Origin of the sequence: Mycoplasma hafezii (genome assembly GCF_049942695.1) — a bacterium.
Lineage (GTDB): Bacteria > Bacillota_I > Bacilli_A > Mycoplasmatales > Metamycoplasmataceae > Mycoplasmopsis > Mycoplasmopsis hafezii.
This window is the reverse complement of the sequence record NZ_CP187940.1, coordinates 445,907-467,460: the sequence shown is the minus strand read 5'-3', so window position 1 is coordinate 467,460 and position 21,554 is coordinate 445,907. Positions and strand designations below refer to the sequence as shown.

The 21,554-nt window shown below is 27.3% G+C and carries 17 protein-coding genes; 6 read left to right on the top strand and 11 right to left on the bottom strand.

The window, feature by feature from the left end; translation table 4 throughout:
• Positions 1 to 5: 5 nt before the first annotated feature.
• Genes ACPYPZ_RS01755 through ACPYPZ_RS01730 form a run of 6 tightly spaced genes read right to left on the bottom strand, consistent with a single transcriptional unit; the run spans position 6 to position 5,788 of the window.
• A complete protein-coding gene (locus tag ACPYPZ_RS01755; protein WP_426461615.1) occupies positions 6 to 1,331 on the bottom strand; it encodes an ABC transporter permease in 1,326 nt (441 codons plus the stop codon).
• Positions 1,331 to 2,293, bottom strand: coding sequence for an ABC transporter ATP-binding protein (locus ACPYPZ_RS01750; RefSeq protein WP_426461614.1), 963 nt, complete (start codon positions 2,291 to 2,293; stop codon positions 1,331 to 1,333). The genes ACPYPZ_RS01755 and ACPYPZ_RS01750 overlap by 1 nt, the downstream gene beginning before the upstream one ends.
• Positions 2,271 to 2,819, bottom strand: coding sequence for a hypoxanthine phosphoribosyltransferase (gene hpt / locus ACPYPZ_RS01745; protein ID WP_426461613.1), 549 nt, complete (start codon positions 2,817 to 2,819; stop codon positions 2,271 to 2,273). The genes ACPYPZ_RS01750 and hpt overlap by 23 nt, the downstream gene beginning before the upstream one ends.
• A complete protein-coding gene (locus ACPYPZ_RS01740; RefSeq protein WP_426461612.1) occupies positions 2,812 to 3,477 on the bottom strand; it encodes a deoxynucleoside kinase in 666 nt (221 codons plus the stop codon). The genes hpt and ACPYPZ_RS01740 overlap by 8 nt, the downstream gene beginning before the upstream one ends.
• 11 nt (positions 3,478 to 3,488) lie before the next feature.
• Positions 3,489 to 4,169 (bottom strand): 16S rRNA (uracil(1498)-N(3))-methyltransferase, encoded by a 681-nt coding sequence (locus tag ACPYPZ_RS01735; RefSeq protein ID WP_426461611.1) that lies wholly within the window; start codon positions 4,167 to 4,169, stop codon positions 3,489 to 3,491.
• A complete protein-coding gene (locus tag ACPYPZ_RS01730) occupies positions 4,169 to 5,788 on the bottom strand; it encodes an ABC-F family ATP-binding cassette domain-containing protein (protein ID WP_426461610.1) in 1,620 nt (539 codons plus the stop codon). Before ACPYPZ_RS01730 ends, ACPYPZ_RS01735 begins: the two co-directional genes overlap by 1 nt.
• A 315-nt stretch (positions 5,789 to 6,103) precedes the next feature.
• Between ACPYPZ_RS01730 and ACPYPZ_RS01725 the strand changes: the two genes are divergently transcribed.
• Entirely contained in the window at positions 6,104 to 7,297 is a 1,194-nt protein-coding gene (locus tag ACPYPZ_RS01725) for an HAD family acid phosphatase (RefSeq protein WP_426461609.1), read from the top strand.
• A gap of 70 nt (positions 7,298 to 7,367) precedes the next feature.
• Here the strand turns inward: ACPYPZ_RS01725 and ACPYPZ_RS01720 are convergent, their stop codons facing one another.
• The 3 genes from ACPYPZ_RS01720 to ACPYPZ_RS01710 all read right to left on the bottom strand — a co-directional run bounded on the left by ACPYPZ_RS01720 (position 7,368) and on the right by ACPYPZ_RS01710 (position 11,016).
• Complete coding sequence (locus tag ACPYPZ_RS01720; RefSeq protein WP_426461608.1) at positions 7,368 to 9,146, bottom strand: hypothetical protein; 1,779 nt, start codon at positions 9,144 to 9,146, stop codon at positions 7,368 to 7,370.
• A gap of 245 nt (positions 9,147 to 9,391) precedes the next feature.
• Positions 9,392 to 10,375, bottom strand: a complete 984-nt coding sequence (locus ACPYPZ_RS01715) for an MAGa7180 family putative nuclease (protein ID WP_426461607.1) — start codon at positions 10,373 to 10,375, stop codon at positions 9,392 to 9,394.
• Entirely contained in the window at positions 10,375 to 11,016 is a 642-nt protein-coding gene (locus ACPYPZ_RS01710; protein WP_426461606.1) for a hypothetical protein, read from the bottom strand. The genes ACPYPZ_RS01715 and ACPYPZ_RS01710 overlap by 1 nt, the downstream gene beginning before the upstream one ends.
• 238 nt (positions 11,017 to 11,254) lie before the next feature.
• Here ACPYPZ_RS01710 and ACPYPZ_RS01705 point away from each other — a divergent pair, with 238 nt between their 5' ends.
• Together ACPYPZ_RS01705 and ACPYPZ_RS01700 are read left to right on the top strand one after the other, a co-directional pair.
• Positions 11,255 to 12,634: a hypothetical protein gene (locus ACPYPZ_RS01705; protein WP_426461605.1), complete on the top strand. Its 1,380-nt coding sequence runs from the start codon at positions 11,255 to 11,257 to the stop codon at positions 12,632 to 12,634.
• 1 nt (position 12,635) lies between these two features.
• Positions 12,636 to 13,859 (top strand): hypothetical protein, encoded by a 1,224-nt coding sequence (locus ACPYPZ_RS01700; RefSeq protein WP_426461604.1) that lies wholly within the window; start codon positions 12,636 to 12,638, stop codon positions 13,857 to 13,859.
• A 119-nt stretch (positions 13,860 to 13,978) separates the two neighbouring features.
• Here the strand turns inward: ACPYPZ_RS01700 and ACPYPZ_RS01695 are convergent, their stop codons facing one another.
• Positions 13,979 to 14,536: a hypothetical protein gene (locus tag ACPYPZ_RS01695; protein WP_426461603.1), complete on the bottom strand. Its 558-nt coding sequence runs from the start codon at positions 14,534 to 14,536 to the stop codon at positions 13,979 to 13,981.
• A gap of 439 nt (positions 14,537 to 14,975) precedes the next feature.
• Here ACPYPZ_RS01695 and ACPYPZ_RS01690 point away from each other — a divergent pair, with 439 nt between their 5' ends.
• Both ACPYPZ_RS01690 and ACPYPZ_RS01685 read left to right on the top strand, forming a co-directional pair.
• A complete protein-coding gene (locus tag ACPYPZ_RS01690; RefSeq protein ID WP_426461602.1) occupies positions 14,976 to 15,647 on the top strand; it encodes a hypothetical protein in 672 nt (223 codons plus the stop codon).
• A gap of 103 nt (positions 15,648 to 15,750) precedes the next feature.
• The gene (locus tag ACPYPZ_RS01685) at positions 15,751 to 17,304 is read left to right on the top strand and encodes a hypothetical protein (RefSeq protein WP_426461601.1); all 1,554 of its coding nucleotides are present in this window, start codon (positions 15,751 to 15,753) and stop codon (positions 17,302 to 17,304) included.
• 260 nt (positions 17,305 to 17,564) lie between these two features.
• Here the strand turns inward: ACPYPZ_RS01685 and ACPYPZ_RS01680 are convergent, their stop codons facing one another.
• The gene (locus tag ACPYPZ_RS01680; protein WP_426461600.1) at positions 17,565 to 18,254 is read right to left on the bottom strand and encodes a hypothetical protein; all 690 of its coding nucleotides are present in this window, start codon (positions 18,252 to 18,254) and stop codon (positions 17,565 to 17,567) included.
• Positions 18,255 to 18,701: 447 nt separating this feature from the next.
• Between ACPYPZ_RS01680 and ACPYPZ_RS01675 the strand changes: the two genes are divergently transcribed.
• A complete protein-coding gene (locus ACPYPZ_RS01675) occupies positions 18,702 to 21,428 on the top strand; it encodes a glucose PTS transporter subunit IIA (protein WP_426461599.1) in 2,727 nt (908 codons plus the stop codon).
• The last annotated feature ends 126 nt before the right edge of the window (positions 21,429 to 21,554 follow it).

Genomic DNA, 21,554 nt, shown 5'->3' with positions numbered 1-21,554 from the left:
CCTTTCTATTTACGTTTTGATTTCATATTTGCAAAGAAGTTCATTGCAAAGACTAACACCATTCATCCTAATAAATATAAAACAATTTGTCATTCGTTGATATTTTGACCAAAAATTACTGGGTGGTTTGCAGCTAATCCATTTGCAAAAATATCAATTTGACCATAAATTACTTCTTGGAATAAGTTATTAATTTGTGTAGAAGGTAATACACTTGAAATTTCTCTTAAAGCAGCTGGCATTTGTGATAATGGAATAAATGCTCCGATTAAGAAACCAGCTCCAGCTGATAAGCTGGCTGAAAGAGCTGAGAATGCTCCAACAGATTTTAAGTAAGATAAAATAAAGGTAAAGATTGCAGAGTTAATAATTGAACCTAGAATAATTACTCCAAAGATTTCAAATACTTGTGCTGCACTAAATAAGAAGCTTTTTGTTCCAATAAGGTAAAGCATTCCGATTAAATAAATAAAGGTTGTAATTAAAATATTAACAGCAATATTAAACACAACATAACTAATACGTACTAATGAAGTACGAATTGGAGTAATGTAAAAGTCGTTTAACACTTTCTTTTGGTTATCTTCAACCATAACTGAACAAAGTGAAATTGCAGTAGTTAAGGTTGTAACTGATAGTAAACCACAAATTAATGAAACATCAGCATATTGACCTTTTAATGTGCTTGTAAAATCATTAATTTGTTTTGAGATTTCTTTATTAAAAATTGATTCAAAGTAAGTACTGTTAGCAAATTTTGGATCAAAAAGTGAAGCTAAATACATACTTTTAAATGCGTTAAAATCTGTAAATTCTTGTGATAACACTGTATTTTGCTTGCTTCAATTAAAGAATTCATTTAAGCTAACTGTAATGTTTCCTTGAAAGACTAATGCACCATTTTGGACACCAACAAAAACTGACTTAATATCTTGGTTATTAAAATTACTAAAATGAGTTCAAAAAACTTGATTGATTGCTTGATGAACTTCATTACTTCAAATTCCTTGGAACATTTTGTTGTTTTGTAGTTGCTCAGCAGACTGAGTTAAATATAACGTTAAAATCTGATTAAAAGTACTTTGGTTTGCAATTTGAATTTGTGAGACAAATTCTTGATTTGTACTTAATTTAATTCAAAGTTCATCTAATGATGTGTTTACTGTCATTACAGCTGAAGTTGGTAATGCATCTTTAAATAATGAACGACTAAATAAAATAAAAATAATCAAAATGAACATCGGAGACATAAAGGTAAAGAAAATTCTTTTTGGATCTTTAAAAAAGATTCAAAAGTTACGTTTTACTAAAATTCCTACTTGGTTAAACATTAGTAATCTCCTTCACTAAAATCTTTTCTTTTAGTAACTGTTAAAAACACTTCATCCATTGTTCCTTTAAGTAATTCTCAGTCGTGTAAAATTTCTTGATGTTTAAAGACAAATTCTTTTGCTTCATTATATTTTTTAAAGTGAATTAAATAACAATTTCTTTGATATTCAAAGTCTGTGTTAATTGCTTGGAAGTAGTTTTCCAACTCTTCATTTCTCTTTGAATAAATTTTAAGAGTTGTAGTTGAATATTCATTTTTTAATTCACTCGGAGTTCCTTCGGTGATTTTTTGACCGTGTTCAATAATAATTGCATATTGACAGTTATTTGCTTCTTCCATATAGTGAGTAGTTAGTAAAATAGTTAAATTACGTTCTTTTTGAATTTTGAATAAAATTTCTCAAACCAATTTACGTGATGAAGGATCAAGTCCAGTGGTTGGTTCATCTAAAAATAAAATACTTGGTCGATGTACTAACGCACGAGCAATATCAACTCTCCGACGTTGTCCACCACTTAATTTTCCATATGGACGTTTTTTAATTTCGTTTAATTGGAATTCATCAATAATATCATCAACAACTTTTTTAACCTTTAAATTTTGTTGTTTAAAGTAATTATCATACATTGTAGCGCGGATTAATAAGTTGTCATACACGCTTAAAGTTGGATCCATAATTGAATCTTGGAACACTATCCCAATTTGACTTCGAATAGCAGTGATATTTTTTTCTGCATCAATTCCATTAATTAAAATAGAACCACTATCTTTTGAAAGTAACCCTAAAATAATATTTAAAGTTGTACTTTTTCCAGCTCCGTTTAAACCTAGAAAACCAAATAATTCACCTTTTTTAACTTTAAAGCTAAGACCATTTAAAGCTTTTGTTTCTTTAAAGGTTTTAACTAAATTATCAATTTCAATAACGTATTCTTCGTTATTTTTCAATGTATTGTTCATCAAATACCCCTATAAAAGGAAGGTTTCTAAGTTCTTCTTTATAGTCTAGTCCAAAACCAACTAAAAATTCATCTGGTACGATAAAACCAGAATAATCAGCATTAAGTTTAGCTTTACGATTATATGGTTTATCCATTAAAGTTAAAATTCTAAATGAACGCGGTTTACGGTTAATTAAGATTTCTTTAATTTTTTCTAAAGTAATACCACTATCAATAATGTCTTCAACGATTAAAACATCTTTATTTTCGATGTCTTCAGCTAAGTCCATAATGATTTTAACACTTCCAGTAGTTGAGTGACTTCCTGCATAACTAGAAGCAGTCATAAAGTCAATCGCATGATCGACTTCAACATCTTTAATAAGTTGAGCTAAAAACGGAATAGATCCTTTTAGTAACCCAACTAAAATAAGATTATCTGAATCTTTATATGTTTCATTAACTCAATTAGCACACTCTTTTATTCTTGCTTCAAGAAACGCTTGATCGAATAAAATTTTCTTTACCTTTTTGTGACTAGTCATGTTTTTTACCTTCTTTATAGTTTTCAATTAATTCAACTGCTGTTTTATACACTTGAGCTTCAGTTAAATTATTAGTATCAATTACCACAAACTCAATATTGTATTTTTTAGCAACAGTTGTAAATGTTTCTTTATAAATTGAGAGTAGTTTTTCAAAGTAATCTTTATTTGCATCTCATGCGTCAATTTCGACTTGTCTTCCACGTTTAAATAAACGTTTTTTAAAGTTTTCCATTGACACATCTAAAAAGATTGCAAACTCTGGTAAATCTTCAGGTTGAACTATTTCATAAAAGAAACCATCGTAAGCTTTTTTAAATTTGTCTTTACAGTTTTCTAAGTTAACTGTAGCAAACACATAGTGCTCCGCAACAAAACGATCAATTAGGATTAAATCTTCATTTTCATCCATCTTACGTTTTTGAAATTCTGCTTTAATATCTGAGACAGCACCTAAATGGTGTTCGATTGCGTAAGCTTGGAATGTAATATCAAAGTTTTTTCTTCTTTCGTAAAATCATTCCAGCATTTTATTAAACACATCATCTTCTTCTGCGAATTCCTGCAGTAATAATGCTTTATTTTTATAATGCTTGGCTAATTTCTGTGAAAGCACACTTTTACCACTTCCAATCATTCCTGAAATTCCAATTAACATAAACTACCCCTTTAATTTATTTTGATTTGACTTAAGAGAAAAATCCCAGCTGTTTCAGCACGCATAATACGTGAACCTAACGAAACTACTTTAGTGTTGTTTTGAACTGCTAATTCAATTTCATTATCACTAAAACCACCTTCTGGACCAACTATAAATGTTACAGCTTCATTGATTGGTTGATTTAAACTTTCACTTAAGTTTGTTTTTTCATGAGCAATGATTTTATTTGGATAATTTACAGTAATAAAATCTTTGTATTTGGTTAATGGAAGTAACTTAGGTACTTCATTTCTAAATGATTGCTCTGCTGCATTTTGTAAGATCGTTTCAAAACGTTCACGTTTACGTTCAAATTTATCAAACTTGATTAAGTCATGATTAGTTCATTCACTAACTAACGGAATGATTGTTGTTACTCCTAATTCAGTTGCTTTTTGTAATAATCATTCAAAACGTTCAAATTTAATTACGCAAGCTGCTAACACCACCTCAAAACCAATTTCGTGATTTTCTGGTAATTTAGCAATAATTTTAGCTTGATTATTTTCTAAAACACAACGGTAGAACTCTTTTTGATAAACGCAAATGAACTCTTTTTGTTCAATTCGAATAACTTGTAAATGTTTGAGTGTTTCTTTATTAAGTACAAAGAAATCACCATTTTTTTCAGTTACAAAAAAGCGATTCATTACTCTTCTTCCATAATTTCTTCGTATTCTTCAAGAGTTCCACGGAATAAGAAACTCTTAGTTGGTGATTTTAATTCTAAGATCACATCAGCACATTGGTTAACAAAGGCACGGTTATATGTGGTAAAAATTGCTCCACCTTTATAGTTTTTAACTCCTTCAATAACTGAGTCAATACTTTCAGCATCAAGGTGATCAAGTGGTTGATCAAGAATAATAAAATTACTTTCAAGAAGCATCATTCTTGAGAACATTAAACGTGCTTTTTCTCCCCCTGATGTTACTGAAACTTTTTTAAAGACTGAGTCATTACTAAATAACATACGTCCTAAGAAACCACGCATTCTAGCGTCATCATTTTCTCTATTTTCTTTTTCTTTGTTTTCAAGTGGTCATTTTGAAATTCATTCAAGAATAGTTTCATCAGTATTGAAATATTTTGAGTTATCGTTAGGGAAATAACTATATGTAATTGTTTGTCCTCATTCAACTGTACCATTGCTTGGTTGTCTAAGACCTACTAAACATTCAAGTAATCTTGTTTTAGCAATATCGTCATCTCCAACGATAACCATTTTTTCACCTGGACGTAATGTAAAACTTACATTTTCAAATAATGTATCTCCATTTTCATTAAAATAAGAAAGGTTTTCAACAGTTAAAATTTGTTTTCCATGATCACGGTTCATTTCTCAACGAACAAAAGGATACTTACGGTTAGAAGGTTTAATTTCATCTAATTGAATTTTATCAAGTGATTTTTTTCTTGATGTAGCTTGTCTAGATTTAGATGCATTAGCACTAAAACGTGCGATGAAGCTTTTAAGTTTTTCAATTTGAGCTTCTTTTTTAAGGTTTGATTGTTTCATCATTTCTCTAGCAAGTTCTGATGATTCTTTTCAGAAGCTGTAGTTACCTGTATAAATTTTAGCTTCGTTATAATCAATATCAACAATATGTGTACAGATTGCATCTAAGAAATCACTGTCGTGGCTAACTACAATAACAACATTTTCATAATCAATTAAAAAGTTTTCTAATCATTTAATACTTCTTAAATCAAGGTGGTTAGTTGGTTCGTCCATGATTAAAATATCTGGATTTCCAAATAAAGCTTTTGCTAATAAAACTTTAATTTTTTGATTAGCTGTTAATTCAGACATTTTTTCATTTCATTTTTCTTTTGGTATATGTAAGTTGCTAAGAAGTTCTTGTGCATCGTTTTCTGCAGTTCATCCGCCTAATTGACCATATTGATCTTCAAGTTCAGCGGCTCTTTCATAATCTTCCATCGTAGCTTCTGGGTTTGCGTAAATTTTATCTTTTTCTTCTTTGATAGCGTATAAATCGGTATTACCCATGATAACAACTTCAGTCACTTCAAAATCATCATAAGCGTTGTGATCTTGAGAAAGCACAGAAATACGTTTATTTTTTTCTTTAATAATTTGACCTGATGTAGGTTCGATATCACCTGCAAGCATTTTTAAGAATGTAGATTTACCAGCACCGTTAGCACCAATAATTCCGTATGTATTACCTGCCGTGAATTTTAAATTAACATTTTCGAATAATTTTTTATCTGTAAATATTTTGCTTAAATTTTGTACTTCTAACATTATTTTTCTCCTTTATTTGTAAGAATTTATTTAATTAAAATTAAATAATTTTTTATATTATAAATTAAAAAAAATATAGTAATAGCAGTATTTAAAGATTAATAACATAAATCTATAAAAATATTAAAAAGTGAAAACTTTCCATATTTTTATTTTTGTCATTAAAAAATACAAATATCACTATTTTTTAGTCTTAAAAGTTAAAATATGCCTAATCATATGCTTGATGAGTACTATATGTTATGATATGCAATCTAAATAAGAATATAATCAAATTGTTATTTACAATTAATAACATTTTAAGGAGAATTAAGAATGAATAAATTTTCAAAACTATTATTAACTTTAGGTAGTGCAACAGCTGCTATTACACCAATGGTTGCGGTTTCATGTAATAATGGTGAAAATGACGCAAAAGTTAAAGAATTAGAAGCAAAATTAGCTGATGCAAATTCTAAATTAACTGCTGCTAACACACAATTAGAAGAAGCGTTAAAAAGATATAACTCAGTAGCCCTAACATCTTCAAATACATGAAATAGTGTTTCAGCAGAAAAACACGCTATGGGTGTGGAAGTATACAAACAAGCAACAGCTGCTTTTGATGCTATGATCACTCAACCAAATGTATCTCTTACAAATATCAACACTTCAGGTAACGAAGTTGCAGTTACTGCTACAGAAGAAGGTAAATTCGTTCCTGTAGTATTTATGGACTTAGATGAAACAGTTTTAAATAACTTCGCTTACCAAAACTACTTAGTTGCAAACAACACAACATTTAGTTTAGACACATGACACAAATTCGTTTCAGAAGCAAGTTCAAAAGAAGTTGCTGGTGCGATTGCGTTTATCAAACACGTATGGTCTAAAGGTGGAGTTGTAATGTACAACTCAAACAGAAACCAAAACACAAGTGCTGACGGTAAAATTCTTGGTGAAGTTGAAGCTTCAAAACAAAACCTAGAAAAATTAGGATTGGAAGCTAAATTAATGCCTGAATGAATTTGATGAATGCAAGGTACAGAAAAACCAAGTGATTCTTTACAATTTAGTCAAACAAACAGAAATGTAAAAGTTTCAAAAGAAGAAAGAATGCACTACATCAATACTCACAAATTAACAATTAATAACGCACAAGTGCAATTTAAAGTTGTTATGAGAGTAGGTGATGATATTTCAGACTTTAACGATAACTTCTCAAAACAAAAAGGTATTAAATCAGTTCAAGTTGTAGAAGCTCTTACAGATCAAGCAAACGGATATGGTGTTTTATTCGGAAACACAAGCTTAGATAACAAATCTGTGTACTTTAACCCAACATCTAAATCTTGAGAAAAAGAAGACTTTTCAGCAAGTTACATTTTAATCCCTGGAAACACTTCTTACGGTAGTTGAGTAAAACAAGCACTTGGACAAAGTGCATTCAACTTTGAAAAAGCAAATAAATTACTCGAAGAATTAGGTTGAGTATTTATGAACAATTCAACTGCAACACCTGAAAAATAATTTTTATTTGCTATAGATAATTATCTTTAATATAAAAAGCTGCCTGGTTGACAGCTTTTTATTTTTTAATTTAACGTTTTATTTCTTTAGTAATTAATTCTATCTTAAATTCAGATAAATCTTTGATTTGGTCTTTAAAGTCAACAAGTGCGATGTAGAATTTTTTATTTCACTTTTTATTATTAAATGGGTTTTTTCATTCGACAGGTTTTATTAATTTTGTTGCATTATCAATCATTGCTAGATTAAATTCTTCGCTAGTTATTTTATTCAGTTTTTGGGGAACTTGTTCTGAAAAATGTTTAAAGAAATCGTAATAAACCTTTTGAAATTGCATAAAACTTGTATTGTATGTAAAATCAGTTTTTTGGATGTTATCAACAATTACTTGGATAGTTTTTGTACTTAAATCTATATCTAGATTAAAATCTTTGTAATTTAAAAAACTTCCATTATTAATTAAAATATCTAGTTCAAAAACCTTAGGATATTTTTTGTTTTTAGTAATTAAGTTCTTTTTAATCTTAGTAAATGCATTTCAATAATCATTAGCAGCTTTTTCTTTAGTACTGTCATCCATTAATTCTCTGTTTAATTCAAGAAGTTTTCAGTAATCTACTTTTTGTTTTTCTATTTGTTCTTTATTAAAAATAAAAGTCAAATATGTAGGATCTAAAAGATTAAATTCAATTGCATTACGCAAGGTGGTAAAGAACTTTTCATAATAATTTTTCTCTATATTAGTTTCATCACTAATATCATTTCTAAATTTTTGATACAAATCGGTTAAGTAGGCAGGATTAATTTGATTTACTTTTATTTCTTGAATATCAAATTTGCTGTCTTGATTATCTGAATTTATCGAATCAAAACGGTAATAAAACAAATCGTTTCTTCTGTTGTTAAAAACATTATTATTACGATCTGTAAAATTAAAATAATCAATTAAAATCGGTCAGTAAATTCTAATATTTTTTAAATATTTATCAATCACTTTTTGATAAAAGTCATTTTGACTATTATTTCTTTTTTTATTCTTTATGGTGTTTTTAATTTTTAGATCAGAACTGTTTTTAGATAGATTAGAGCTGTTAATAGGGCTATAAAAATCAAAAAAGTCATAGTAAATTTTATAATCATCTAAAAATTTTTTATTCAACTCTTGGACATTTAAGTCACGATATTTTTGCTTCAATAATCTATCATCATAGTCTGATATATAAATAAAACTATTTGGAACTGGTAGTCTAGGATCGTGTGGTTCAGGCGGAATAAACTCTTTAGGCAATATCAATTGATCTAAAAAATTTTTTAAGAGTAAAAAATAATTATTTGTTAAATTGATATTTAGTCAGTGTTCTTGTGCTTCTTGTTTTGTTCAGTCATTAATATCTCCAGAAACAAAACCTTTATAAAAAACAAATTTCAAGTTTTTTAAAATAGGGAAAACAATTTGAGAATAATTAATTCAAACTTTATCTTTTGCTGCTTTATTTATTTGTTTTCAATAACTTAAAGAATAATCAATTCTTGAAAGAACATTACGAATTAATTCTCAATCATACATTTTAGATACATTTGATGCATCTATATAATTTAGTTTATATTTATTAAAAACTTGATTATTTATGCTAGAAATATATAAATTAATCGATTTTATATCTTGTGAATGTCTATTATTAATATATTGTTTAGAATCTTCGTTAAATATTTCGATCTTTTTTAAATCAATTAGCTGTTCTTTAGATGGTTTTGTTCGTTTTTGACATGATGATGAAATCACAATAGGTGTTAATGCAAAAGGAGTTAGTAACCCTATATTAGTTATAAGAGATTTTAGTTTTTTCATATTCATCTCCTATTTGATAATAGTTACTTTGCTGTGATTAGTAGAACTATCAACAAAGTGACTAATAAATTTTATGTATTAGAAAATAATTATTAATTTATATAAATATAAAACAATTCAAATAAACTAATAATATATTTTTCTTTCTGAATTAATCTTATATATAAAAATTATAATTCTTTTCAAACACTAATTTCTTGCATTATTTAGTAATTTTCAAATAAAAAAGTAAGCAATTAAGCTTACTAAATTGTTTTGTCTGCATCTGCTTTGCCGATTTTTTTTCACTTATCAAGCAGTTCTGCTCACTGTGTTTCGTTTTCACATAATAAATAATCAACTTGATCTTGATCTTTATTTAAATCAAATTGTGGCGAAATATTGGTATTAGTATATTTAGTGTATCAATTTCTTACGGTAGTAATGTCATCTTTAACTTCATTTTCATTGATTGTAAATTTATAACTTCTCATATTTCTTTGATCTAAATTTACTTTTTCAGGATCGATATAATCTTCTTCTTCTAAAAATAAAGCTACAATGACATATCTAAAATTACCATTTAAATATGCATAAAGTTGACTTTGTTTACGGTATGATAAATCAACTTCACCAGCATCTCATTTTTCCATTTTCTTTTGACCTGCTGTTTTAATTTCTAAAATCACACCTTCTTTATGTAGCTCAGCATATTTTTGTTCTAAGAGTACTTTTTGTTCTTTTAAATAATTAGCAAGTGATAAATCACCTAAATTAATCGCTTGCTGAGTAGCTAGATGATTTTCATCCAATTGTTTTTTAAGTTCTAATTCTTTTAAAGAACACATATATCCATCAGGTACTCCACCAAAAATTGGATCTAAACCGTCAAAATAATCATAATTATAATCAGCAGCTACATAGTTAATAATTTTAGCAACATTTTTATTTGGTTGATTTTCTCTTAATTTATCAAAAATAATTGGTTCAAGCACAGTACCTGCTCGTACATATTTTTCAGCTAAAACTGGTAATTTTAGTCTAGTAATGTGACAAAAAGCACTAAACTCAGATTTAAATGGCTCGTTTTTTAATAGAATATCACCAATTGAACTTCCACCAATTTTTTTATATTTGGTTCATTTATTGTTTGAATGTAATTTTTCATATAATTCAGGTCCTAAAATTAGCACCCTATTCTCTAAATCAACTAAATAATCCTTTTTGTTATAGTATTTACGTTGTGCCATTATTTTAAAAAGTTACTGATAATAACATCAGCCATTATTTCTACGTTAGAGAAGTTTGGAGCTCAATCACGATTAATTAATACATCCATAGGAACAATGTGATCAAAACAAATATTTACTAATTTATCAAAACTAGTTTCTGTTGAGTTATCATCAACTCCAGGAACAAATTTTTGAGCATCCATAAATTTTTCAATCCGAATAGAAATAATTCTTACTTCATCACCTTCTTTTACTACATTTTGTAAACGTTGTTTATTCCCTTTGAAAAAGTCAAGTTCATTAGGGAAACGTAAATCATCAATTAAGAACAAGCTATTTTTATTTGCTTTTGAAGACTCTCCAGCAATTTCGATAATTTTGTCAAATACTTTTGAACATCAAACATTATTGTCGATGTTTCTACCTACTTCTCCCATTGCAATTCATAAAGGACGAACAATTTCTTTATCTTGTCCATTTCAATTAATTGCAGCTAAAATTGGTTCAGTAATTTGCTTAATAGGTTGTGCAAAAGATAAAATGTTGACATTATTATCAAACTCTTTTTCACATTTTTCTTTTAATTTATTACTAAGAAGTCCTTTTCCACTTCTTCTTTTTCCATTAATTAAAATAATTACGTGTTTATTGTTTTTCATTTTTTACTCCTCTTAATTTTATACTTGGTTAACTAATTATATATTAAGCTCAATCACGTAATATAAAATTGGAACACTTTTCAGTTTTTCTGAAATTTACATTCACAAATTATTCAGTTTCAATTAATAAATAATTTTTTATTTGCAAAAATCTATTTTTTAACTTATTTGCTTATTAGTATAGAAAGAACAAAATATATAAGAGTATAATTTTTATAGATAAATAATAGGAGAAGTTATGTTAAAAAGCAATATTATAAGTCTAATTAATCTTGGGACATTATCAATTCAAAGTATCAATAACACAACAACTGAGTCTGATAGCAATAAATCAGTTACTGAAAATTGATTTGAATCAGATAATATTTCTCGTTCTTTACTTTTATATTTATTTATATTAAAAAATTCAAATATCGAATTAATAAATAATATTTTTGGAACTAATTTAGAAAATAATGAAGATAAAAATAGTTTTATAAATTATTGTGCAAAATTATTAAAAGTCAATATTTTATGAGAAAAATACAAAAACATATCAACCAGATCGTTTTACCCTAACGAAATAGTCACAATAGTTGAATATCAAACTAAAGTATCAGAAATTACTGATAAACTGCAAAAAATTTATGATGAACCTAATAATAGATATAAAAATTATCACCAACCACTTCAAGGTTTAATATCAATTTTTAATTTCTTAATGCCTTTTAATGCTATTACACAAGGAATTAATGGAATAACTATTAACGGAATAACCACAACATTAACGCATTTACTTGATAATCAAATATTTAAGTTAGTTGCATCTGATATCGAAAAAATTATAGGTAAAATTTTTAATACATCCATAAAGGATGCATCATCATTTCATTTGTGACAAGAGTTTAGAAAAGAGTTAGAGAATCCAAATTATTTTTGAAATGAACTTAAAAAATCATTGCAAACAAATGAAACAGAATTTATTAGCAAATTGGAAAATGAATTTATCAAATTAGTTTTTAAATGAATTTTTGAAAAAAGTCGTTCTGAATTTTGTGAAGGTTATAAGGTACCAAAACAAAATGAAGTTAAACAAGATTGAAGATATACCTATTTTCCAGAATTCTTAGGTAAAAAAGAAAGTTCTGCATCAATTGCTCAATTACTATTAGAAATATGAAAAATATCTGCAGAGTCAAATATTTATGATAAAAAACCAACACAATGACAAACAGATAACAAATTATCTGATTTACAATCATATGTATTAAGAGAGATGAATTTAACCGATGATTTTTTAGCATATTCTAATAACTTTATGGATTTATTTGTAAAACTAATTGATAGATACAATTTTTGATACTCTATGGCTATAAAAACACAAAAAGTAGAAAATGCACATAAATTTACAGAGCTTGAAAAAAGATATATTAATTTTAGAGTTGTTGAATCATTAATAAATTTAAAAATGATTTTTAGAATTTTATTCAAAGACGAAATTATAAGTAAAAATATATCTGAAAATATCAATAGCTTAATTAAAATCTTTTCTCTTGGAGTTGCTGATATTAATAATCGAGACTTTTTTAAGGAATATCAAGTAGGTAGAGATATTTTAAATTTAATTAAGGAACATTAAAATGGAAAAACTTAAAAACTTATTTATACTTAAAAATCGATACTTATTCGTTTGATATTCTTTATTATTTACTTTAATTACTTTTAATATTTTAGCAGCTACAATCACGCTTTATTACACTATTAAATCAACATCAATCACTCAAAATTTACTATTTTATATTCTAATGTCTATTTTGCTAGCTTTTCTAATTTGTTTAGTTTTTATCATTATTTTCAATCTAAAAAAAATACAAAATAATCAAATAACAATGTTTTCATTTGTTAAAGAGTTTTTAATAAATTTAGCAAGAGTCGAAAATTGAACTAATAAGGAATTGTATCAAGAAATTATTAACACTCAAATTTGAAGAAAAAGAATTCTATTCCCTTTATATATTAGTGCAACCTTTGTACTTGAACTATTTCTTTTTAATGTTTTTAATATGATTTTTACATTCATCGTAAACACCAAAATATTAAATTACGTTGGAATTACAATTACTTGCATAATGTTTGTATTAGACTTAATTATCTTAATTTTGATTTTAATAAAAGCAAATCGTTTTAAAAGCAAATTATTAAATTGTGATGATTTAATTTCAACAAATCAAACACATCAAATTAAAGATAATTTAAAATCGCAAGGTGTTTTAAATAATTATGCAAAAAACAAAGGAAAAATTGTTTGAAATTTATTAAACATTTCAATAATTACAATCATAGAAATAATACTTATATTTACTTTAATTTACACTAACTATTTATATATTTCAATTTCGATACTTATCCCTATTGCTATTTGTATATTGTTGTTAGGTTATATTCCGCTTGGTGTATACAACTTTAGTAAATTAGAAATGGGTAATAAAAATACTAATGAATTTAATGCCTCATTAAACTTTAGAGAATCAAAATATCTTTCTGCTACTCGTTATGTTTACTTTAACTTTTCTAATGATTTAAAACAAACAAAAACATTAAACGAACTAAAGATAAAATCTAATATTAAAATTAAAAAATACTTATTAAGTAGTATTTTTACTTTAATAATTACATACTTAATTTTTATAATTTGATTTATGGTATTACAAAACGGATTTGCTAGCTTTGAAATTTTCATAATATTAATGTTGGGTTTACCATTTATTATGATAGTTTTAGGTTACATAATTATATCTACTAACATTGAAAATCAATTTTTAGCTACACAAAACAAAATCTTAAACAAATACACTAAGAATTAAGAAATATCAAAGGTGAAAATTTAATTTGTTTAAAAATAAACAATTGAAATATCAAAATGTATTAAACTACAAAATCAGGTGCTCATTGAGAGCACCTTTTTTAAGTAAACAATTAATTTCTAACTGTGCAACAATTTTAACAGTGTTGTTTTTACTTCAAAAGAAGTATTAATGAATAAATAAACAGAAGTAAAACCATTCAAAGCTCAACTTGAAAAGTTAGATGATGAATTAAATAAGTTTAATACTAACTCAATTAATATAGGAAGTGATAACGGTAATTTAATTAATGAATTACAAACTAAACTTAACGAAGTTAGAGATAAATTAGATGAAGTTAATAATGCTATTTTAGCTGAAAATAAAGTTGAAATTGAGAACCAAAAATTAGAGCTAGATAGTAAATCAAAAGAACTGCAAGCAAAAGTTAAAGAAATTCAAAGTAAAACAGCAGAGATTAATGATTTAAAACAAAAACTACAAGAATCAAATTCTAATAATGCAGAAATTGATAAGGTATTAAACGAAGCAAAAGCTAAATTTGATTTAGCTAAAAATAAAATTAGTGAAATTCAAAACGCATTAAGTAATTCAACAAATAAAAATAATAAAGCAAATGATTTTGCTAATTTAAAAAACAAGGTAGTTGCTGATATTCTAGCTAATGCAAAAACCACTGATAAAGTTAATAAAATTAACGAATATTTAACTAAAACAAATGAGATTTATTCAACTTTAACTGGAATTATTAAAGATATTGCAAATAGCGAGACAACAAGAGCTAATAATGAAGCAAACAATGCAAATAATAATAGGTTATATTGATATAGCGATTATCTTGCTGAAAAAAGAAGAGCAGATGAACTACAAAAAAAGGTTGATGATTTACAAAACGAAATTAAAAAATTAAAAGAAAAACCAACTCCAAAACCAGTACCAGAACCAAAGGTTGTGGAACATTCAAAAACAGCTATTTGAGATAACTGGTTCGAACATTCATTATTAGGAAATAGTTCTGCAGAATATTCAACCAGAGAATGAGAAAACTGTTTTAATAACTTGTATTACCACACATCGCATAACTTCACTAATCTTTGAATAGATGAAAGTGGAAATATGCTCGATAAGTCAATTGATAAAATTAACAATTGAACTATTACACCACGAAATTTATTTATTAACTATACAAACGATTTAGGTGGTTCATACTTTTTATCATCAGACATTAAAGATTCATATAGCAGTACGTGAAGTGCTAATTATGAATTTAGAGTGGATGAAGACTTCGTTATGCATAAGAATTGAAAATTATTAGAGCAAAGAGCAAGTGCGTATGGTGAAAATTCAGTTGTCGTGGAAATGGGAGAAGGTGTCGGTACAAAAGGTAATGTAATTTGAAATAATATTGAAAAGAGCTTAACATATACTGTAAATGAATTTCCATTTTTAGTTTATATTCCATTGTTCGGTGAAGACAAAAATAATGTTTTAGGATTTATGGAGTTAAGTACACAAGAATATAACTCACCAGCTGAATATACAATCAAACATACCGAAAAAACTATTTCAATTTCAAAAGATAGTGGACCAGCACTGGACTTACAAAATGAATTAGAATATGTACGAACAATATGAAAACCAAATACTGTTGATAATCATCAATTCTACGGATGATATAGTGATGAAAGCGATGGAGTTGAGTTTGATGCTGATTTTCACCGAGTACGTGCAGATTTCAATAGTGCAATTTTAGTCCCTAAATTTGGTAATATTAATTTAGTTAAGTAATTTATTTGAAAGCACAGTTTTTGTGCTTTTTTTCTTAAATATTTAGAAAAAGTTATATAATTTTTATATATAAAAATTATATAAAAAAGGATGAGTAAGAGTTATGAAAGCTTTAAAATGAGTATTTTTAGGTGGTGTAATTGCTTCTGCACCAGTTAGTTTAATCTCTTGTGTTGATGTAAAACAACAAGAATTAATTAAAAATAATGAAGAAAGTTTAGCTTTATTACAAAATAAATTAAGTTTAATTAAAAGTAAAAAATTAGCAGAGATTAACCTTTTAATTGAAAATAAACTAGAGAGCTTAAAGTTAAAAACAAAAAGTAATAATTTCAAAGATGAAGCAGAGTATAAAAGTTTAATTAACTATGTAAATAATTTTCAACTGATAAAAAATAAATTTAGCAAAATTAATATAAATGATTTGTATTACACTAGCTTAATTGGTTTATTAGAAAATAAGGATGCATCTAATATAATTCACGAAGCAATCTTAAAAGAGCTAATGTCTTTAAGAGATTACTTCACTACGGAAGATCATTTGTGATATCAAATAGAACAACGTTTGAACTTTTTTATTAAGAATTACAAAAACAATTCAAAACCTAAATATATCAGCTGGGGAATTGATGATGAAAATAAATTCAGTATTGAACCAACTAAATTTATCTCCTTTACATCAAAAGACAAGTTCGAATTTAGCGATGAAAATATGCTTGAATGAATTAAGTATTACCACTCTATTAAATGAATTAAATTCGATCCTAAAGATAGTATCGATGCAATTAAAGATGAAAATGTAATTGCATTAAATGATTATAAAAAATATACAGGTGCAAATAGAGAAAGAATGCTTGATGCATTAGAAATTAAGGATACAATTGATTATTCTAAACCAACCTACCAAGGAATAACCGAACAACACTACGAAGCATATTCAAATGACTTTCCAGTTTCTGATTTTGACATACGTTTATTAGACTTATTCTCCTTACCTAATTTTTATGTTAATAAATATTTATCTTTTAAAGTATTGAAGACTAATGCAAAAAATATTGATGTACTTAAACCTTGAATGGAACAATGAAAAAAGATATTACCAAAGATTATTTCTAAAAATTGAACTGATGAGCAAAAAATTAAAGCTGTTGCATTATTTATTTGTACTAACGCAGTTTATTTATATAATAGTTCATTAAGACAAAATACAAGAGAAGAAGTTAATGTTAACGATAACCATATATTTTCTCCAGTATCTATTTTTGAAAATTCAAAAGATTTACAATGTCTTTCATATTCTTTAAATTTTGCTTATGCTTTAACGCTTTTAAATATTCCAGTAAACATCGAGACTGCTTCACTTCTTGAATTAGACTCACAAGTACACGCATATAATGAAGTATTTTTAGATAATAGATGAAAAGTTGTGGATGTGACGTGAGCAGATAATCTAGAGAACTTTAAATGAGAACAACAAAATTACGAAATAGATTTAAATAAATTAATTACTGAACGAAGCGATGAAATAAATGCTGATAAAATTTTGCTCTTTAATTCTTATCAAGCTGTGTTAACTCACTTTAAAAACCCAAACGAATATGAATACCCAAAAATTAATGATGAATACAATAAATTAAAACATTTATTTAAAAAATAAAATGTTTTAAACTTTGAAAGAACGATAAAGATAACTAAAAAAACAAAAGCACTCAATTAATTTTGAGTGCTGTTTTTGTACTTTTTTAGGTTTAAAAGTATATAAAAAGCAAGTGAACTAACACTTGCTTGTCGTTTCAATTCTTGGTGTCGTTATCGCATATAACATAACACTTATTGACCCGATAACTAGTGACTGCAAACGACTACAGTATGTTCTAATAATAGAACAACAAATAAGCATATATATTATATCAAAAATTAACTCTTTTTATTGAAAAAACCGATTCTAATAGCGTATTTGATATTGGGCTTGGTTTCTAATGACTTATATTTTTCACTATTTAATGAACCATATTTAATTGATTTTAAAGTTAAGAAAATATAACATTTATTGTTTTGATATTTAGGTTTTATTATATCGTGATAAGTTGTATCAAAGGAAATTCAATAGTTTTTAGATTGATGAATTAAAACTGTTTCACCGTGAAAGTTATTTACTTTACTATTTTTATTTTCATTAACTGCAATAAAATTAAAGAATTTAGTAAATGATTCACCTTTATTTGTTGAATTCTCATACTCATTTAAAAAATGATTTCAAGCAGATAATTTAGATATTAATTTTCCAAAAATTACTTCTTTATTACTTTTTCATCTGCTATTAAATAATTTCGTAATATTAAGTTTTCTTTCTTTTAGTAAATTAATCATTTCATCAGCTTTAAGTTTATAACATATCGGTAAGTCTTGAATACCTAATGAATGTGGAATAAATTTATCATCTAAAAACAAAATTAATTTATTTTCACATTTATGTTCTTTATGATAAATACACGAATTAACATAAATTGATATATTTTTAGTCTCATCAAATAATTTTTGTATTCTATCGTATGTACGGTAAATGTTCTTTTCTAAATTATTTATTTTATTACTGCTTTTAGTCATATTAAATTAATTATACTTAAATAAAATTAAGTATCTCACCTTTTAAGTTAAATTAAACAACATAGTAAATTACTCTTACCTTACCTACCAAGGAATAACTCAAAAACAAAAGCACTCAATTAGTTTTGAGTGCTGTTTTGATTCTATGAATTTCACTTTAAGATATCATCAAGATTAATATTTGCTGTTCGATTAATTTCTGCGACTGTCTTACTAAATTTTTCATAGTTTTTAGAAAAATAGGCTTTCAACAACTTATAAAGATATAAAAATATCATTTTTTAAATGCAAATGTGGAAACATTTAGCATTTTTTTATGGTTATGTTTTCATAATGGTTGGAATTGTGATTTTTTTGAGTAAAATATTTTTTGCATATGCATATATAAATAATATTATGTCTATATGTTTATTGTCGAATATTAAATTAATATACAGAAAGGAAACCATGAGCACTTTATTCAAAGGTAAGCTTTTTGCTAAAGGTAAAAAGCAAGAAAAAAGCAAGAATAATAGTGGTTCAAATAAGGTAAAGAAAGTTTTATCAAAAATTTCTGGTGCTTTTATGCTTCCAATCTCAGTTATGGCGATTGGTGGACTTTTCTTAGGAATTGGTGCTGCGATTAGTTCAAACGCAGGACAAAATGAAAGCCTTAGAATCTTTGGTGAATTCATTACTCAATTAGGAAACCCTATTTTCTACTCATTACCATTATTATTCGCAGTAGCATTCGTTATTGCGTTTACTGATGAAGCTGGGGTTGCGGTATTTGCTACTATTATTGGATACTTAGTTTTCGTATCTATTCAGTCAGTATTTATTTTCGATCAACCTGCTTCACAAATGGTAAACGAAGACACAAATATTTTACAATCAGGTAAAGATTGAAACATCACAATTGGATTATTAAATGATGCTGCATCTAATAAAACATATTTATCACCTGATTTTGCAAATCTTAATATTTCAGTGGTTGACGGTCACTTAGTAATCAACGATAATATGAAAGTATTAGTTGATAACCAATTAACAGACTTAAACTCATTACTTACAAATGGTGCTGTAGTTAAATCAGTTGATTTTGTAACTACTACAGGACAAAAACTTTCAGCAGTTGTTTCATCTAATGGAACAAACGTTGTAGTTAACAAAACTATCGAAGGATACAAAGTTCTTTTCGGTGGTGCTGGTAGAGATCCTCAATCTCTTTCAAAATTAGTTGGATACTCACTTGGAGTTAAATCACTTCAAACATCAGTATTCGGAGGTATTGCTGTTGGTCTTGTAATGCAATACTTATACGTAAAATTACACACAATTAAATTACCTGCTGCTATTTCATTCTTTGGTGGAAAAAGATTCGTTGCACTTGCAGCTGTTCCAGCAATGACTGTTTTAGCTTTCTTATTCTTAATCTTCTGACCATGAGTTGGTTACGGATTAAGTAAATTCGGTTCAGCTTTAGGATCAGCTAAATACGTTGACTCATTCATTTTCGGATACGTAGAAAGAGCGTTAGTTCCATTCGGATTACACCACGTATTCTACGCTACATTATGATACACACCAGTTGGTGGTGACGTTGATGCTGAACTTACAAACTTTGTTAACGCTGTTGCACAAGCAACAAAAGAAAACAAAGCAGCTGACACAATTATTCACGGAATGAAATTAGCTGATGCACAAGCTTTAATTGCTTCAGATAACTTCAAATCATTCCAAAACTTCGTTACTACAAATGCTAACGTTTTAGCTGGAGATTCAACAATCTCACTTAACATTATTAAATACGAACAAAACACAATTGGAGATATTCCAGTATTTGATTTCTTAGCAAACCAATTAGGAATCAGAGTTGGTAGATTCATGGACGGTAAGTTCTCAATTATGATGTTTGCTTTACCAGCTGCTGCTGTAGCTATGGTATATGCAGCACCTAAAGAAAACAGAAAAGTTACTTTAGGAACTGTACTTCCAGCAGGTCTTACATCATTAATTACAGGGGTTACAGAACCTATTGAATTCACATTCTTATTCTTATCACCATTATTATTCTGAGGATTCCACGCATTTATGGCTGCTACATCATTCTTAGTAGCAAACTTAATGTCAGTGCACATCCCAATGGCATTCTCAGGTGGATTACTTGATATGCTTATCTACGGAGCTGTTAACGTTCAAAAAGGAACACACTTCTGATGACCACTTGTTGTAGGTCCAGCATACTCAGCTATCTACTTCGGATTCTTCTTATGATACATTAAATACAAAAACCTTGACACACCAGGTAGAGGTGGAAACACTAAATTATTCACAAAAGCAGACTTTAAAGCTGCTAAAGCAAATGAAGGTGGTGTTGATCAACAAGCTTTAAATATTGTTTTAGCAATGGGTGGACTTGATAACATTACAGCATTTAATAACTGTGCTTCACGTTTAAGATACGACGTTAAAGACAAAGATAAAGTTAGTGTAGATAAATTAAAAGCAGCAGGAGCATTCGGAGTTCAATTCGTTGGTGAACACCACGTACAAGCAATCTTCGGACCAGCTGCTGAACAAATTAACGCTAAAATTAATTCACAAAGACAAGTTCTTGCAGATTACTTAGCTAAAAACCAAGAATTAACTCAAAGTGATGAATTTGAAGCTGTTAACGAAGCAGTTCAAGCTTCAGAACAACCACAAACATACGAAGAATTAATTAACCCAGTTACAATTTCAACAGTAGCTAGAGGTAAAATTATTCCTATGAATGAAGTTGCTGACCCAGTCTTTTCATCAAAAGCAATGGGAGATGGTTTCGCAGTTCAATTTGACGCTGAAAAAACAGGAAATGTTTATTCACCAGTTGAAGGGGAAATTACACTTGTATTCCCTACAAAACACGCATACGGAATTAAAACAAAAGAAGATGTACAAATTTTAGTTCACATCGGAATTAACACTGTATCACTTCAAGGTGAAGGATTTACACCTAAAGTTCAAACAGGTGATAAAGTTAAAGCAGGTGACTTACTTGCTGAAGTTGATTTAGAATTAATCAAAGAAAAAGGATTAGTATCAGATCCAGTTGTTATTATCCTTAATGAAGGAAAACACAACCAATTTGAATTCACAAACACATCAATGAAAGCTGACACAACAACAACAGAAGTTGGTCAAGTTAAATAGTCACTATTAAATAGAAGTTTCAGTTACGGCTGGAACTTTTTTTATGCCTTTTTGGTTTAATAATAGCAGGACAACAGCAAAATAAAACGTACCCTAAATAACTCTAGGATACGCAATAATTAATTA